The following is a 14,618-nucleotide window of genomic DNA, read 5'->3' as shown; positions in this document are numbered from 1 at the left end:
CTCCCGGCCTTCGCGGGCATGACGCTCACGTTCTCCATTCAACGCGCTGCCCGCCCGTACTGAAAGAGAACCATGCAAGCCGACCGCACCGCCGAAATCACCGCCCTGCTCCAGAACCGCATCCTCATACTCGATGGCGGCATGGGCACCATGATCCAGCAGTACAAGCTGACCGAAGCGGACTATCGCGGCACACGGTTTGCCGACTTCCCGCGCGACCTCAAGGGCAACAACGACCTGCTGGTACTCACCAAGCCCGAGGTCATCGCCGAAGTGCACAGCCAGTACCTCGATGCCGGCGCCGACATCATCGAGACCAACACCTTCAACGCCACGCGCGTCTCGCAGGCCGAGTACGGCCTTGAAGACCTCGCGTATGAACTGAACGTCGAAGGCGCGCGCCTGGTGCGCCAGCTCTGCGACAAATACACCGCGAGGAACCCCGCCAAGCCGCGCTTCTGCGCCGGCGTCATCGGCCCGACCTCGCGCACCCTGTCGATCTCGCCCGACGTCAACGACCCGGGCTTTCGCAACATCAGCTTCGACGCACTCGCCGAGGACTACTACCAATCCGCGAAAGGCCTCATGGAAGGCGGCGCGGACCTCCTGCTGATCGAGACGGTTTTCGACACGCTCAACGCCAAGGTCGCCGTGTATGCCGTGCAGAAGCTGTTCGAGGATCTCGGCCGCACGCTGCCGATCATGATCTCCGGCACCATTACCGATGCTTCGGGCCGCACCTTGTCCGGTCAGACCGCCACCGCTTTCTGGAACTCGCTCGCCCACGCCAAGCCGATCAGCTTCGGCCTCAACTGCGCGCTCGGCGCCAAGGAACTGCGCCAGTACGTCGCCGAGATTTCCGGCATCGCGAACACCTTCATCTCGGCGCACCCGAACGCGGGTCTGCCCAATCCGCTCGCACCGACCGGCTACGACGAAACGCCGGAACAGCTCGCGGGCGACATCAAGGAGTGGGCCGAGTCCGGCTTCCTCAATATCGTCGGTGGCTGCTGCGGCACCACGCCCGCGCACATCAAGGCGGTTGCCGAGGTGGTGGCGAACATCAAGCCGCGCATCATTCCCGACATCGAAGTGCGCCAGCGCCTCTCGGGCCTGGAGCCCTTCACGATCGGCAAGGACAGCCTGTTCGTGAACGTCGGCGAGCGCAACAACGTCACCGGCTCCAAGGCCTTCGCGCGCATGATTCTCGAAGGCCGCTTCGACGACGCACTCGCCGTCGCCCGCCAGCAGGTCGAGAACGGCGCGCAGGTCATCGACATCAACATGGACGAAGCCATGCTCGATTCGAAGGCCGCGATGGAGCGCCTCTTGAAGCTCATCGCCTCCGAGCCGGACATCAGCAAGGTGCCGATCATGATCGACTCCTCCAAGTGGGAGGTCATCGAAGTCGGCCTGCAATGCATCCAGGGCAAGGGCATCGTCAATTCCATCTCGATGAAGGAAGGCGAAGCCGCGTTCCTGCATCACGCCAAACTCTGCATGCGTTACGGCGCCGCCGCCGTGGTGATGGCCTTCGACGAGAAGGGCCAGGCGGATACGTACGAGCGCAAGATCGAGATCTGCAAGCGCGCCTACGACCTGCTGATGACGATTGGCTTCCCGCCCGAAGACATCATCTTCGACGCGAACATCTTCGCGATCGCCACCGGCATCGAAGAGCACAATAACTACGCCGTAGACTTCATCGAAGCCGTGCGCTGGATTCACCAGAACCTGCCGTACGCCAAGACCAGCGGCGGCGTGAGCAACGTGAGCTTCAGCTTCCGTGGCAACGACCCGGTGCGCGAAGCGATCCACACCGTATTCCTCTACCACGCCATCAAGGCGGGGCTGACCATGGGCATCGTCAACGCCGGTCAGCTGGGCGTGTACGACGACCTCGCGCCCGAGCTGCGCGAGAAGGTGGAAGACGTTGTATTGAATCGTCACCCCGACGCCGGCGAACGCCTCGTCGAGTTCGCACAGACCGTCAAAGGGCAGGCCAAGGAAAACGTGCAGGACCTCGCCTGGCGCGAGTGGCCAGTTGAAGAGCGCCTGTCGCACGCGCTGGTCAAGGGCATCACGCAATTCGTCGTCGAAGACACCGAAGAAGTGCGCGCAAAACTGTTCGCTGAAGGCAAGCCGCCACTCGCCGTGATCGAAGGCCCGCTGATGGACGGCATGGCCGTCGTCGGCGACCTGTTCGGCGCAGGCAAGATGTTCCTGCCGCAGGTGGTCAAATCCGCCCGCGTCATGAAGTCCGCTGTCGCGCATCTCATCCCCTACATCGAGGAAGAGAAGAAGCGCACGGGTGCCGCCGGCAAGGGCAAGATCATCATGGCCACGGTGAAGGGCGACGTGCACGACATCGGCAAGAACATCGTCGGCGTGGTGCTCAGCTGCAACGGCTACGAAGTCATCGACCTCGGCGTGATGGTGCCGACCGAGAAGATCCTGCACGCCGCCAAGGAGCATGGCGCACAGGTCATCGGCCTGTCGGGCCTCATCACGCCTTCGCTCGAAGAGATGAGCTTCGTGGCCAGCGAGATGCAGCGCCAGGGCTTCGACATTCCGCTGCTGATCGGTGGCGCCACCACCAGCCGCGCGCACACGGCCATCAAGATCGCGCCGCACTACGAGCAGCCGATTGTGTACGTGCCCGACGCCTCACGCGCCGTGGGTGTCGTCACGAGCCTGCTGTCCATCGACGGCCGTGCCAGCTTCGTCGCCGAGATCGCGGCCGACTACGAGAAGGTGCGCCAGCAGCACGCGGCCAAGGCTGGCGTGAAGCTCATCAGCCTGGAAGCCGCGCGTGCGAATCGCTTCAAATGGAACAACGACCCAGCGTACGTGCCCGCCAAGCCTTCGCGCCCCGGCATCCAGCGCCTGCGCAATATCGATCTGGCGACGCTCGCCGAGTACATCGACTGGGGCCCCTTCTTCCAGACCTGGGACCTCGCCGGCCCCTACCCGGCGATCCTGACCGACAAGGTCGTGGGCGAGACCGCGACCAACGTCTTCAACGACGCGCAGAAGATGCTCAAACAGGCCATCGACCAGCGCTGGATCGAAGTGCACGCCGTCTTCGGCCTCTTCCCCGCCGCGACGAAGAACGACAGCGTGCTCATCTACGGTGACGAGTCACGCAGCGAAGTCGTCGCGCAATGGCACGGCCTGCGTCAGCAACACGAACGCCCCGAGGGCAAGCCCAACTATTGCCTGTCCGACTTCATCGCTGATGCCGACAGCGGCACACCCGACTGGATCGGCGCCTTCGCCGTGAGCGCTGGCCGTAATCTGGAAAAGCGCGTCGCCGAGTACGAAGCCCAGCACGACGACTATCACGCCATCATGCTCAAGGCCATCGCCGACCGCTTCGCCGAAGCCGCTGCCGAATGGCTGCATCAGCGCGTGCGCAAGGAATACTGGGCGTATGTGCCCGACGAAGCACTGAGCAACGACGAGATGATCGCCGAGAAGTACCAAGGCATCCGCCCCGCCCCCGGCTACCCGGCCTGCCCGGACCACACGGCAAAGGGCGAATTGTTCCGCCTCATCAACCCGACCGAAGCCATCGGCCTGGAACTCACCGAGACCTTCGCCATGAACCCGGCGGCGGCTGTTTCGGGCTTCTACCTCGCCCATCCTGAAGCGCATTACTTTGCGGTGAGCAAGATTGCTGAGGATCAGATGAAGGATTGGGCGTTGCGGGCGGGGTTCAGTGAGGCGGAGGCTAAGCGGTGGTTGGCGCCGTTGTTGTGATGCTGATGGTATGAATCAAAACGGGCCGCAATCGCGGCCCGTTTCACATTGCGTGCGGATATTCGTAGATACTGTTATCCCGGTCAAGCCTCTTCTACGCGGCCTGCCCGCCCTGCGCCCCGCCGGCTCAGGGTCGCCCCGTCTGCGTCAGGTCTAGAGCCCCAGTTCGCCAAGCCCCGGATGGTCATCAGGACGGCGCCCCTGAGGCCAATGGAACCTGCGCTCGCCCTCGGCAATGGGCAGGTCGTTGATGCTGGCGTAACGCCTTGCCATCAAGCCGTGTACGTCGAACTCCCAGTTTTCGTTGCCGCAGGAGCGGAACCACTGACCCGCTTCGTCGTGCCACTCGTAGGCGAAGCGCACGGCGATCCGGTTACCGGTGAAGGCCCACAGTTCCTTGATGAGGCGGTACTCGTGCTCGCGCGCCCACTTGCGTGTGAGAAAGGCCTCAATCTCGGCGCGGCCGCGCGGAAACTCGCTGCGGTTGCGCCACTGACTTTCGGGCGTATAGGCAAGTGCCACGCGTGCGGGATCGCGACTGTTCCAGGCATCTTCGGCGAGGCGCACTTTCTGGCGCGCAGTCTCTTCGGTGAAGGGCGGCAGCGGTGGGCGGGCGGTGGCGTTCATGGTTTCGGGTCCTGTGTGGATTGAAGCTGGGCGACTTGCGCGCGCAGTTGCTGCAACTCTTCAAGCAAAGGCGCGAGCATGGGTTTGAGTTCAGCTTCGGTGTAGCGCGGCGTGATGTGCTGCGGGCAGTTCCATTCGATGGCGTCGATGTGGATGAGTACGCCGCGCTCGACTTCGGCCGGGTAGGCAGGCAAGGCCAGTTGCGCCATCACGTCCGGCGCATCGTCGGCATGCACGATGCGCGCCCTGCCCCACAGCTTGAGGCGGCGCTGGCGCGGGTAGTCCATGAGGATCAGCGAGACGCGCTCGTCGGCATTGACGTTGCCCACGCTGATGTACTGCGCGTTGCCGCGAAAGTCCGCATAGCCGATGGTGCGAGCATCGAGCACGCGCAGGAAACCGGCCGGCCCGCCGCGGTGCTGCACGTAGGGCCAGCCGTTCTCGCCCACGCTGGCCTGATAGAAGCTGTCGCGTGAGGTGATGAAGGCGATGTCGGCTTCGCGCAGCGTGTTGCGCGGGTCAGAGGCACGTTCGAAGCCCTCCATGTGCGCGCGGCTGCCATAACGCGTCTGCGCCGCGCGCACGCTATCGGTGAAGCTGATGTCTGCAAAGGCGCGCGCCATGGTGATTCCTTTCTGTTGATAAAGCACCACGGCCTGAGCTTGCAATACCGTTCAGTCAGGTGAATGGCATCACGTTTCGTCGTTCCCGCGAAGGCGGGAACCCAGTGTCTTTCAACGTCGCTGGATTCCCGCCTTCGCGGGAATGACGAGCCTCAGGCCGGGACTGGTCGTGCTCAGACGGACTTGTGCGAGACGAGGGGGAAATCCACGTCGGTCTGCGCCACGTTGTTGATGTAGTTGGTGAGCACGTTGAGCGCGACGTTGAGCACGATCTCGACGACCTCTGCTTCGCCGAAACCGGCAGCACGCAGGCTGGCGAGGTCTGCATCGACGACGCGACCACGCTCGGCGGCCACACGGCGGGCAAACTTCAGTGCGGCAGCAGTCTTGGCATCACTGGAATGCGCGTCACGCGCTGCGTTGATCTCGGCCGCGTCGATCTTGGCGAGATTGGCGGCGAGGTAGCTGTGCGCCGAGAGGCAGTAGTCGCAGCCGTTGTACTCGGCAATCGCCAGGGCGATGCGTTCGCGCAGTTGCACGGGCAGCTGACCCTTGGCGAGTGCGCCGTTGAGCGAGAGATAGCCTTCCAGCGCGGCCGGGCTGTGGCCGACCAGCTTCATCAGGTTGGGCACGACGCCCAGTTGATTGTGGACGGCGTCCAGCAGGGGGCGGGATGCGGCGACGGATTGTTCGACGGTGGGGATGCTGATGCGGGACATGGTGGATCTCCTTGGGTTTGCGGGGCCGTTGCACACCATGTGCAGCGGATGGAGCGCATTCTTCCAAGTTCCACTTCGTTGAAGAATATCCATACAATGCAATTCTTAATTCCTCTTTTCGGAATACCGGATTCGCGCCATGGATCGCCTGCTGGTCATGTCGGTGTTTGTCGCTGTCGCCGAAGAAGAGAGCTTTGCCGGCGCTGCGCGGCGTCTGGCCATGTCGCCGCCGGCCGTGACGCGCGCCGTGGCCAGCCTCGAAGCGCACCTGGGCGTGAAGCTGCTCAACCGCACCACGCGCTACGTGCGGGTGACCGAGGCCGGACAGCGTTACCTCGACGACGCGCGCCGCGTGATCGCTGCAGCGGATGAAGCGGACGAAGCGGCGGCTGGCATCAATGCCGCCCCGCGCGGCCATGTGACGCTGACGGCGCCGGTTTCATTCGGCCGGCTACATGTAATGCCCTGCGTGGTCGACTACCTCGCCCGCTATCCCGAGACCGAAGTGTCGGCCCTGCTGCTGGACCGCGTGGTGAATCTGGTGGAAGAAGGCGTGGACGTGGGCGTACGCATCGGCGAACTGCCGGACGCCAGCTTCAAGGCCCTGCGCGTGGGGCAGATCCGGCGCGTGCTGTGCGCGTCGCCGGACTACATCGCGCGCCATGGCGCGCCGACCACTCCCGAACAACTCGCGCATCACCAGATCATCGCCGCGACCAGCGTGAGCCCGATGGTGGAATGGCGCTTCGAGCGCGAGGGTGAAGCGCATGCCGTGCGCATCCGCCCGCGCCTCACGGTGACGAACAACGACGCCGCCATCGCCGCCATTGCGCGCGGCGCAGGCATTGCGCGACTGCTCTCCTACCAGGTCGCCGAGCATCTCGCGGCGGGCAGCCTGCAGGTGTTGCTGGCCGACTACGAGCCGCCGCCCATGCCCATTCATGTCATCCACCGCGAGGGACGGCAGGCCTCCGCCAAGGTGCGCGCACTGGTCGACCTGCTGGTCGCGCATTTGCGCGCCGAGGGCTCGTTGCAGTCGCCGGCCGCGGGCGTTCCCGGCCAGGTGTCCATGCCCATCGCGAACATGGACTGATGCCCGGCCTTGGCGGCTGGCGCACCACGTCTGCCTGTCCCGCTGCGGCTGTCGTCGGCCTCAGGGCTGCGTCGTTTCCCGCAGCCACTCGCGCGGCGACGCGCCTGTACAAGCCTTGAACGCGCGCGACAGCGCCGCCTCGCTGCCATAGCCCACTTCGATGGCGACGCGTTTCAAGGGGACGCCTTGCTGCAACGCGCGCTGGGCGAGGCTGACGCGCCAGCGCTGCAGGTAGGCGCCCGGCGTGCTGCCGACGCGTTGGCGGAAGTTGTTGGCGAAGACGCTGCGCGACATGCCGGCAAGCTGCGCGAGCTCGTCCAGATGCCAGTCCCGCGCGGGTTGCTCGTGCATGGCGATGAGCGCATGGCGCAAGCGCGCGTCCCCGAGCCCCGCGAGCATGCCCAGCTCGACCTGGCCCGATTCCATGAGCGTGCGCAGCACCTGGATGAGCACGATCTGGAAGAGGTTGTTGAGCATGGCAACGCGGCCGCAGTGCTGGGCAAAGGCCTCGGCGAACAGCAGGTCGAGCACGGCAGCGCTGCCGGGCAGCGCGTCGAGCGGCAGGCACACGAAGGCGGGCAAGGCAGCGGCCAGAGGGTTGGCCGCGCCACCGGCAAAGTGCAGGTTGGCGCAGGCGAGATCGGCGCCCTGCTGCGCATCGCTCACGAAGCGATGTGCGAAGGGGCGCGGGTAGAGCAGCAGGCTGGGCGCCGCGATGCGCGCGGCCGTCGTGCCGCCGTGCCGGACTTCGAGTGGGCCGCGCCGCACGAGGTGGAGCTGGCCCGCGCCTTCGGCGCCCTCCGCTGCGGCGGGCAGATCGTGAATGCCGCAGAGAGTGCCGGTGTGGAAGACGCGGGCGGTGACGGCGAAGTGTTCGAGCAGGGCGGCGAGTCGGTCGGCCATGGGCACGCTTTCGGAGCTGATACGTTCAATCAAGTATTCAAGACTATTTGTAGCAGATCGTATCAACTCTTGCGGCACAGTGACGACATCGCGCGGCACCCGCCGCCGAAACCATCACAAGGAGTTTTGCCATGTCGCTCGAAAAAGTGCTCTACACCGCTGAAGCTACCGCTACCGGAGGCCGCGAGGGCCGCGCCGTCTCGTCGGACGAAGTCCTGAATGTGCAGCTCTCGACGCCGCGCGAGCTGGGCGGCGCCGGTGGCCCGGGCACGAACCCGGAACAGCTTTTCGCTGCCGGCTATTCGGCCTGCTTCCTGGGTGCGCTGAAGTTCGTCGCGGCGCAGGCCAAGGTTGCGATTCCGGCTGATGCGCAGATCACGGGCAAGGTGGGCATTGGCCCGATCCCGACAGGCTTCGGCATCCAGGCCGAGCTGACCATCAGCCTGCCCGGCGTGCCGCGTGACGAAGCCCAGGCATTGATCGACAAGGCGCACATCGTGTGCCCCTATTCCAACGCCACGCGCGGCAACATCGATGTGACGCTGGTGCTGGCATAAGCGAAGCGCCGCAACCAGGGGGCGGCGTGGTCGCGCGGCCCCACCCTCGCGAGTCACACCGGGGCAAGTGCGTCAGGCCACAATGCTGCCCGTCATGGCATGCTTGCCAAACTTTATGCCCTCATCGTTCTCAGGGAGTGTGACGTGAAAGCCCTTCTTGTCTGCGGACTGCTCGTGATGTCGATTGCCGGCCCGCAAGCCCATTCTCAAGCCTACAAGTGCAAACAGGCGAATGGCCGCGTGAGCTTTCAGGATCAGCCCTGCTCTGACGCCGCCTCCGGCAGCACAATCAACCTGCCTGCCGCCCCGGCGAAAGGCGCAGCCGCGAGCGGCAACGAGTCGACGCCGAAAAAAACCGCCGAAGAACAGTGGCGCGATGTGCAAAGCCAGCGCCTGGAACAGAAGGCTCGCGAGCAGAACGAGAAGACTGCGGCATACAACAAGTCGGTGCGCTGCGATAACGCACGCCGCCGCCTGGAATTCCTGAAGATCGACCGACCGATGTTCACGCGCGACAAGGATGGCAACCGGCAATACTACGAAGACGGGCAGCGCGCATCGATGATTGCGGCGGCAGAGCGCACCGTGGCCGAGGAGTGCCGCTAGGGCGTGTTGCCGTGTGTCGCAGCAGCGCGACGCCGGCAGACCAGCAGCACTTCATCCACGCCAACACCATCGATCATGCCCGGCTCCAGCACCAGTTTGGGTTGGCGCGAGAGGCTCAGTGGCATGAAGAGGTTGTACCACCACATGGCGCGCTCGCGCTGATGCGTCAGCCACCACATGCCCGCTTCGAGCACGCGTGAAGACTTGGCCTGCAGGCCGTAGATCGCGCTTTGTTCCACCACGAATCCGTGCTCGTCGAGTTTGGCGAGCAAGCGCTCCGGCTCGTAGCGGCGGTGGTGCCCCACGAATTCGTCAAAGGCGTTCCAGCGTTCCGGGTGCAGCGGCACCGAGGCCAGCATGACCGCACCGGGGCGGGTAACGCGCGCCAGTTCGGCGAGCGAGCCATCTTCGTCTTCGACGTGTTCGATCACGTCAAAGGCACACAGAAAATCGGCAGAGCCCGACGCCAGCGGCAGACTGCCTATCTGGCCTTGCGCAACGCGCGCGCCGACGGCCTTCAGCGAAGCAAGCGCCGCATGGCTGATGTCGATGAACAAGGTGTCTTCCAGTGGCAGGCGCGGACGCAAGCCGGGGGCCACCTCGACCCGGCACTGCTGCGGCGCGAGCAGGCGACTGACAAGCGGCCAGGTGTTGAAGCGTTGAGGCCGCACAAGGCGTGCACCCGACCACAACGATTCGTAGAACCTTCGATTGTCTTCGACGATGTTTCTGGCAGCGGCGTCTCGCGGATTGCGCATCGATGGACCTGTGTTCACCCTGTGCGGGTGGCGTTGGGCAGGGCAAGAGCCGGCAGTATCGCATCAGTGCGGCGCCTGCACGCCGCGCCAGCCGCTCAGACCTTCTTGAGAAAACAGGCCTTGAGCATGAACTTGCCCTCGTCGAGCTTGCAGTCGACTTCGTGATCGCCCTCGCCAACGAGGCGGATGCTCTTGACCTTGCTGCCTTGCTTGAGCGTGATCGAAGAGCCCTTCACTTTGAGGTCCTTGATCAGCACGACGGAATCGCCGTCCTGCAGGACGGTGCCATTGGCATCACGCACGATGCGACCTGATTCCTCGGCAACAGCCGCTTGCTGCGGCCATTCATGTCCGCAATCTGCGCAGATGAAGTTGTCACCGTCGGGGTAAGTGTTTTCCATTGAACAGACGGGGCAGGCGGGAATGGCAGACATGGCGGGAACGCTTTGCGGATGGTTCAGAGGGCTCGCAGTATAGGCGCATCGCATGGTCTGCCATGCCGAAGTGGTCAAACCGGAAGGCGCCAGCGACCCACAACAGAAGCCCCGATCTGTGGCGAGGCGAGCAAGACGGCAGGCATCACTGGCGTGACGGGAGAGGGGATTTATATCCCGGATTCGACCAACACCAGGCGCTGAGCGGCAAGGTGCGCGCCTCGGCTCGACTCCGCACTCCGGACGGCGGAAACCTGTCGCCATCTGTGACTTATTCCCGATCCTTCGTTCTCCCGCACATACCGCGACATCACTTCCAGCACCGTTTTGACGCGGGTTCTGATGTTCTGCAACGGGTGCAAACCGCACCCCATCTGGCTGACCGGGGTGTGTCGCCATGGAGCTCAGCTCACCCTGCAAACCCCGGAAAACGCGCCGTAAGCAGACAGATCAGGATCATCCGCCTGATGATTCGGCAAGCCTGCTGAATCTTTAACCCATTGTTTTTCCGGTTTATTTTTGATCCGCAGATCTCGCGGGGCAGTAACTTCGGCCCCTGTGACGGATTTGTTGTTTTTATTAGTTTTGACGTTGTTAATTTATCCGCCTCACCGACAATGCACCTATCGCCAAGGCCGACACGGATCGGCGAGCAGCCTAAGCAGACAGAAACAAACTCTCGACTCTTCAGGGGACAAGGAATGAAAGCAATGCAGAAAACCACGCTGGCACTGGGTCTCTCCCTCGCCTTCGGCAGCACGGCCATGGCGGGCACGACTGGCGGATTCTCGACAGCCGATGGTGGCAACAAGACTGGCGCGCTGGCACGTACAGCCACATCCCTGCAAGACATCATCGATGCGATTGCCGAAGCCAAGACAGCCAAGCTGCCCCTCGTCGTGACCTACACGGGTAACGAAGACTCCTTGATCGCTGCCATGGTCGCCAACCACACGAAGAACTCGGCTGGCGACTGCCCCAACCCGCGCTGGAGCGACACATACCGCAAGGTGGAAGTCAGCGGCTTCACCTATGGCCTGACGATCCAGGGCGCAAACGGTTCGTCCGCCAACTTCGGCATCGTGCTCAAGGGTGGCTCCAGTGACGTGATCATTCGCAACATGAAGATCGGCGCGCTCGCCGGTGCCGCCAATGACGCAGATATGATCCGCATTGATGGTGCGTCGAACGTGTGGGTCGACCACAACGAACTCTTCGCGGTGAACAACGAGTGCAATGGCTCGCCCGATGGCGACCTGACCTTTGAAAGCGCGCTCGACATCAAGGGCGCGTCGCACAACATCACCGTGTCGTACAACTACATCCACGACAGCAAGAAGGTCGGCCTCGATGGCTCCTCGAACACCGACATCCAGGGCGGTCGCAAGATCACGTTCCACCACAATATCTACTACAACGTGAACGGTCGTCTGCCGCTGCAACGCGGGGGCTGGACCCACATGTACAACAACTTCTACGACAAGATCACCACCTCGGGCATCAACGTGCGCCAGGGCGGCTACTCGCTGGTCGAGAAGAACTGGTTCCAGAACTCCATCGATCCCGTGGTCTGCTTCTTCGATGGTGGCAGCAATTGCGGCTTCTGGGATCTGCGCAACAACAACATCACGGGCACAGCTGACTTTGCGAAGTACGGCATCACCTGGTCGACCCCTGCCAGCGGCGACAAGAGCGCTTCGGCATGGACCACGACGGCCACCTTCCCGCTCACCCTGCCCTACACCTATGAACCGGTGACGGCCCAGTGCGTCAAGGACAAGCTCGCCAGCTATGCAGGGGTCGGCAAGAACAACGCGCAACTGACCGCTGCAGCCTGTGGCACTGCCACCAGCTCCAGCAGCTCGGCCGCCGCTTCGTCAGTCGCTTCGTCCGCTGCGTCCTCGGCTGCTTCTTCTGCTGCTTCATCAGTCGCCTCCTCGGCCGCCTCGTCTGCTACAAGCAGCGCAGCCAGCTCGTCCGCCGGTGGCACGCCGCCGACACTGGCCGGCACGGGTGACTACCCCACTGGCTTCTCGAAGTGCGCCGACCTCGGCGGTACCTGCTCGGTCAGCTCGGGCACCGGCTGGGTCGCCTTCGGTCGCAGCGGCAAGTGGGTGCTGAAATATGTCGGTGTGGGTGGCAGCGCCGCCTGCACTGTCGCCGTGTTCGGCAGTGACCCCGGCGGCAACCCGAACAAGTGCTCGAAGCAGAACTGAGCACCAAGGAGCAACAGCAGTGACAAAAAAGCGCCCCGCACGGGGCGCTTTTTCTTTCTCAGGTGCAAACCCCGATGGCAGCGGGCGGCGCATGTGAAACACTGCGGGCACTTGATTTCACACAAAGATGAATCCGATGCATTTCACAGAGAGCGGCCGCCCGCCCACCGGAGCGGCCGAGCGTTACCGCGTGATCATCGCCGGCATCTGTGCCCTGATACTCAGCGTGGGGCTCGCGCGCTTTGCGTACACGCCGATGCTGCCCATCATGCGCGAACAGATCGGCCTGTCGGATCTCGCGGGTGGCTGGCTGGCGACGATCAACTACGCCGGTTACATGTCGGGTGCGCTGCTGGCCGCGTCAATCAGCGATCTGCGGTGCAAGTTCGTGCTCTATCGCGCAGGACTCGTCCTCGCCGTGCTCAGCACGGCAGCAATGGGGCTGACCGATGAGCCGGTGCTGTGGGCCGTACTGCGTTATCTCGCCGGACTCTCCGGCGCAGCCGGGCTGCTGCTGGCCTCCGGGCTGGCTTTGAACTGGTTGATACGCCATGGTCATCGCCCCGAGCTGGGCCTGCATTTCGCCGGGCTCGGGCTGGGCATTGTCGTATCGGGTCTCGCGGTCGCCGCCATGGTGGACTGGCTGAGCTGGGCGCAGCAGTGGCTGGGTCTGGGTCTGCTGGGTTGCGCGTTCTTCGTGCCGGCCTGGTTGTGGCTGCCCGCGCCAGCCCCCGCGCATGCCACGACGAATTCGCGTATCACAGCAGCGCAAGCCGCGTCACCGCGCTGGGTCTGGCTACTCACCGGCGCGTACTTCTGCGCAGGCTTCGGCTTCGTGATCAGCGCCACCTTCATTGTGACCATCCTCGTCAAATTGCCCATGCTGGCCGGCCACGGCGGCTGGGTGTGGGTAATCGTCGGCCTCGCGGCAGCGCCGTCGAGCTTCTTCTGGGATCGCGTCGCGCAAGCGTTGGGACCAAGCCCGGCGCTACTGCTGGCCTATGGTCTGCAGGTCATCTCCATCCTGCTGCCGGCCCTGAGCGGCGACCCGCTGCTCAACCTCTTGAGCGCCGCTCTGTATGGCGTGACCTTCGTCGGCATTGTCAGCCTCACGCTGACGCTGATAGGTCGCCGCTTTCCCGGCAATCCGGCAAAAGCCATGGCGCGCATGACCCTGAGCTACGGCGTGGCGCAGATCGTAGCCCCCGCCATGGCCGGCTACATCGCTACAGCTACCGGCAGCTACCGCGGCGCCCTGTTTGCCACGGCGGCGATCATGCTGTGCGGCATGGCCTTGCTGGGCTTGCTGATAAGGGAAGAACGCCGCCAACAGGCCTGAAGCTAACGTGCGACGCTGCACTGTCGCCCATATGGTTGCATTGCTAATCAACGTGATCTAGCATGAGTCCATGTTCGAGCAATGTCTCTACTTCAACACCACGGCGCTTGCACGTCTGCTTGAGCGCTTGTGGACACAGGCTTTCGCGCCGTTCGGTCTGACACCCGCACAGGCCTTCATGCTGCGTGTCGTGCTGGAGAAACCCGGCCTGCTGCAACGCGAACTGGCGGACGAGCTCACCATTGCCCGCGCCACCGCCACGCGTACGCTGGACGGTTTGCAGAAGCTCGGGCTCATCGAGCGCCACAGCACCGAGAATGATGGCCGCGAACAGGCGATTTTTCCTACCACGCAGGCGGTGCGTCTGCGTGATGCGATCAATGCTGCCAGCGGCGAGGTGACGCGTCGACTCAAGCGCGAGCTGGGTGCACAACACTTCGATGCAGTCGTTGCCGGCCTGCGAGGCATCCGCTCAAACCTCGAGTAAAAATTTTTGGGCTTTTAGTTGTATTGCTAATCAAAAGGAGATCGCCATGCCCATACTCAATGTAAAAGTCAGCGCCACAAAATCCCCCGAGCTCACGCGGCGCATCGCCGATCTGCTGCTTGACCTCACCTCACGCATCCTGCGCAAGAAGCGCGATGTCACGGCCATCGTCATTGACTACGTCGCTCACGACGACTGGCTGATCGCTGGCCGCCCGCTCAGCGAGCACGGCAAGAACAGCTTCTACTTCGACATACACATCACCGACGAGACCAACACCAAGGACGAGAAGGCGCAGTACATCCGTGAAGCCTTTGCAGGTTTTGCGGCCATCCTCGGCAATCTGCACGAAGAGAGCTACATCCACGTGCAGGATGTGCGGGCTGCTTCGTACGGCTATGGCGGCCGCACGCAGGAGGCGCGCTATCAGCATCCAGGCTGAGAGGGCGGAAGCGCACTTCTCCAGACCTGTAGTGATCGGCGTTTGTTGAGGA

At 63.6% G+C, this 14,618-nt stretch carries 14 protein-coding genes; 8 read left to right on the top strand and 6 right to left on the bottom strand.

Annotated elements, in window-relative coordinates; all coding sequences use genetic code 11:
* Nucleotides 1-72: 72 nt before the first annotated feature.
* On the top strand, nt 73-3,762 hold the full coding sequence (gene metH, locus ABEA02_RS13515) for a methionine synthase (protein ID WP_345533595.1): 3,690 nt from the start codon (nt 73-75) through the stop codon (nt 3,760-3,762).
* A 153-nt stretch (nt 3,763-3,915) separates the two neighbouring features.
* On the opposite strand, the gene ABEA02_RS13510 is transcribed toward metH, so the two are convergent.
* The 3 genes from ABEA02_RS13510 to ABEA02_RS13500 all read right to left on the bottom strand — a co-directional run bounded on the left by ABEA02_RS13510 (nt 3,916) and on the right by ABEA02_RS13500 (nt 5,731).
* Complete coding sequence (locus tag ABEA02_RS13510; protein WP_345533594.1) at nt 3,916-4,389, bottom strand: nuclear transport factor 2 family protein; 474 nt, start codon at nt 4,387-4,389, stop codon at nt 3,916-3,918.
* Nucleotides 4,386-5,012 carry a pyridoxamine 5'-phosphate oxidase family protein gene (locus ABEA02_RS13505; protein ID WP_345533593.1) on the bottom strand — a complete coding sequence of 209 codons (627 nt, stop codon included), beginning with the start codon at nt 5,010-5,012 and terminating at the stop codon, nt 4,386-4,388. The genes ABEA02_RS13510 and ABEA02_RS13505 overlap by 4 nt, the downstream gene beginning before the upstream one ends.
* 173 nt (nt 5,013-5,185) lie before the next feature.
* Nucleotides 5,186-5,731, bottom strand: a complete 546-nt coding sequence (locus tag ABEA02_RS13500; RefSeq protein ID WP_345533591.1) for a carboxymuconolactone decarboxylase family protein — start codon at nt 5,729-5,731, stop codon at nt 5,186-5,188.
* Nucleotides 5,732-5,870: 139 nt separating this feature from the next.
* On the opposite strand from ABEA02_RS13500, the gene ABEA02_RS13495 reads away from it, so the two are divergent.
* Complete coding sequence (locus ABEA02_RS13495; protein ID WP_345533589.1) at nt 5,871-6,824, top strand: LysR family transcriptional regulator; 954 nt, start codon at nt 5,871-5,873, stop codon at nt 6,822-6,824.
* A gap of 60 nt (nt 6,825-6,884) precedes the next feature.
* Here the strand turns inward: ABEA02_RS13495 and ABEA02_RS13490 are convergent, their stop codons facing one another.
* Nucleotides 6,885-7,727 (bottom strand): AraC family transcriptional regulator, encoded by an 843-nt coding sequence (locus ABEA02_RS13490; protein WP_345533587.1) that lies wholly within the window; start codon nt 7,725-7,727, stop codon nt 6,885-6,887.
* A 131-nt stretch (nt 7,728-7,858) separates the two neighbouring features.
* Here ABEA02_RS13490 and ABEA02_RS13485 point away from each other — a divergent pair, with 131 nt between their 5' ends.
* Nucleotides 7,859-8,284, top strand: coding sequence for an organic hydroperoxide resistance protein (locus ABEA02_RS13485; protein WP_345533585.1), 426 nt, complete (start codon nt 7,859-7,861; stop codon nt 8,282-8,284).
* Between the two features lie 144 nt (nt 8,285-8,428).
* Nucleotides 8,429-8,890 (top strand): DUF4124 domain-containing protein, encoded by a 462-nt coding sequence (locus tag ABEA02_RS13480; protein WP_345533583.1) that lies wholly within the window; start codon nt 8,429-8,431, stop codon nt 8,888-8,890.
* Here the strand turns inward: ABEA02_RS13480 and ABEA02_RS13475 are convergent.
* Nucleotides 8,887-9,648 (bottom strand): class I SAM-dependent methyltransferase, encoded by a 762-nt coding sequence (locus ABEA02_RS13475; RefSeq protein WP_345533581.1) that lies wholly within the window; start codon nt 9,646-9,648, stop codon nt 8,887-8,889. The genes ABEA02_RS13480 and ABEA02_RS13475 overlap by 4 nt on opposite strands.
* Nucleotides 9,649-9,743: 95 nt before the next feature.
* Nucleotides 9,744-10,082 carry a zinc ribbon domain-containing protein YjdM gene (locus tag ABEA02_RS13470; protein ID WP_345533579.1) on the bottom strand — a complete coding sequence of 113 codons (339 nt, stop codon included), beginning with the start codon at nt 10,080-10,082 and terminating at the stop codon, nt 9,744-9,746.
* Nucleotides 10,083-10,792: 710 nt separating this feature from the next.
* Between ABEA02_RS13470 and ABEA02_RS13465 the strand changes: the two genes are divergently transcribed.
* From ABEA02_RS13465 to ABEA02_RS13450, 4 genes are all read left to right on the top strand, one after another.
* Entirely contained in the window at nt 10,793-12,298 is a 1,506-nt protein-coding gene (locus tag ABEA02_RS13465) for a pectate lyase family protein (protein WP_345533577.1), read from the top strand.
* 136 nt (nt 12,299-12,434) lie between these two features.
* The gene (locus tag ABEA02_RS13460) at nt 12,435-13,637 is read left to right on the top strand and encodes a YbfB/YjiJ family MFS transporter (RefSeq protein WP_345533575.1); all 1,203 of its coding nucleotides are present in this window, start codon (nt 12,435-12,437) and stop codon (nt 13,635-13,637) included.
* Between the two features lie 70 nt (nt 13,638-13,707).
* Complete coding sequence (locus ABEA02_RS13455) at nt 13,708-14,124, top strand: MarR family winged helix-turn-helix transcriptional regulator (protein WP_345533573.1); 417 nt, start codon at nt 13,708-13,710, stop codon at nt 14,122-14,124.
* 46 nt (nt 14,125-14,170) lie between these two features.
* Entirely contained in the window at nt 14,171-14,566 is a 396-nt protein-coding gene (locus ABEA02_RS13450) for a tautomerase family protein (RefSeq protein WP_345533571.1), read from the top strand.
* The last annotated feature ends 52 nt before the right edge of the window (nt 14,567-14,618 follow it).

The organism is Viridibacterium curvum (genome assembly GCF_039544165.1).
GTDB lineage: Bacteria > Pseudomonadota > Gammaproteobacteria > Burkholderiales > Rhodocyclaceae > Viridibacterium > Viridibacterium curvum.
The sequence above is the reverse complement of the archived record's forward strand: the minus strand, read 5'-3'. Positions and strand labels throughout refer to the sequence as shown.

What these genes read in the sequence shown, in the direction of transcription:
- metH (WP_345533595.1), top strand. Translation starts at nt 73, where the DNA reads ATGCAAGCCGACCGCACCGCCGAAATCACCGCCCTGCTCCAGAACCGC.
- ABEA02_RS13510 (WP_345533594.1), bottom strand. Translation starts at nt 4,389, where the DNA reads ATGAACGCCACCGCCCGCCCACCGCTGCCGCCCTTCACCGAAGAGACT.
- ABEA02_RS13505 (WP_345533593.1), bottom strand. Translation starts at nt 5,012, where the DNA reads ATGGCGCGCGCCTTTGCAGACATCAGCTTCACCGATAGCGTGCGCGCG.
- ABEA02_RS13500 (WP_345533591.1), bottom strand. Translation starts at nt 5,731, where the DNA reads ATGTCCCGCATCAGCATCCCCACCGTCGAACAATCCGTCGCCGCATCC.
- ABEA02_RS13495 (WP_345533589.1), top strand. Translation starts at nt 5,871, where the DNA reads ATGGATCGCCTGCTGGTCATGTCGGTGTTTGTCGCTGTCGCCGAAGAA.
- ABEA02_RS13490 (WP_345533587.1), bottom strand. Translation starts at nt 7,727, where the DNA reads ATGGCCGACCGACTCGCCGCCCTGCTCGAACACTTCGCCGTCACCGCC.
- ABEA02_RS13485 (WP_345533585.1), top strand. Translation starts at nt 7,859, where the DNA reads ATGTCGCTCGAAAAAGTGCTCTACACCGCTGAAGCTACCGCTACCGGA.
- ABEA02_RS13475 (WP_345533581.1), bottom strand. Translation starts at nt 9,648, where the DNA reads ATGCGCAATCCGCGAGACGCCGCTGCCAGAAACATCGTCGAAGACAAT.
- ABEA02_RS13470 (WP_345533579.1), bottom strand. Translation starts at nt 10,082, where the DNA reads ATGTCTGCCATTCCCGCCTGCCCCGTCTGTTCAATGGAAAACACTTAC.
- ABEA02_RS13465 (WP_345533577.1), top strand. Translation starts at nt 10,793, where the DNA reads ATGCAGAAAACCACGCTGGCACTGGGTCTCTCCCTCGCCTTCGGCAGC.
- ABEA02_RS13460 (WP_345533575.1), top strand. Translation starts at nt 12,435, where the DNA reads ATGCATTTCACAGAGAGCGGCCGCCCGCCCACCGGAGCGGCCGAGCGT.
- ABEA02_RS13455 (WP_345533573.1), top strand. Translation starts at nt 13,708, where the DNA reads ATGTTCGAGCAATGTCTCTACTTCAACACCACGGCGCTTGCACGTCTG.
- ABEA02_RS13450 (WP_345533571.1), top strand. Translation starts at nt 14,171, where the DNA reads ATGCCCATACTCAATGTAAAAGTCAGCGCCACAAAATCCCCCGAGCTC.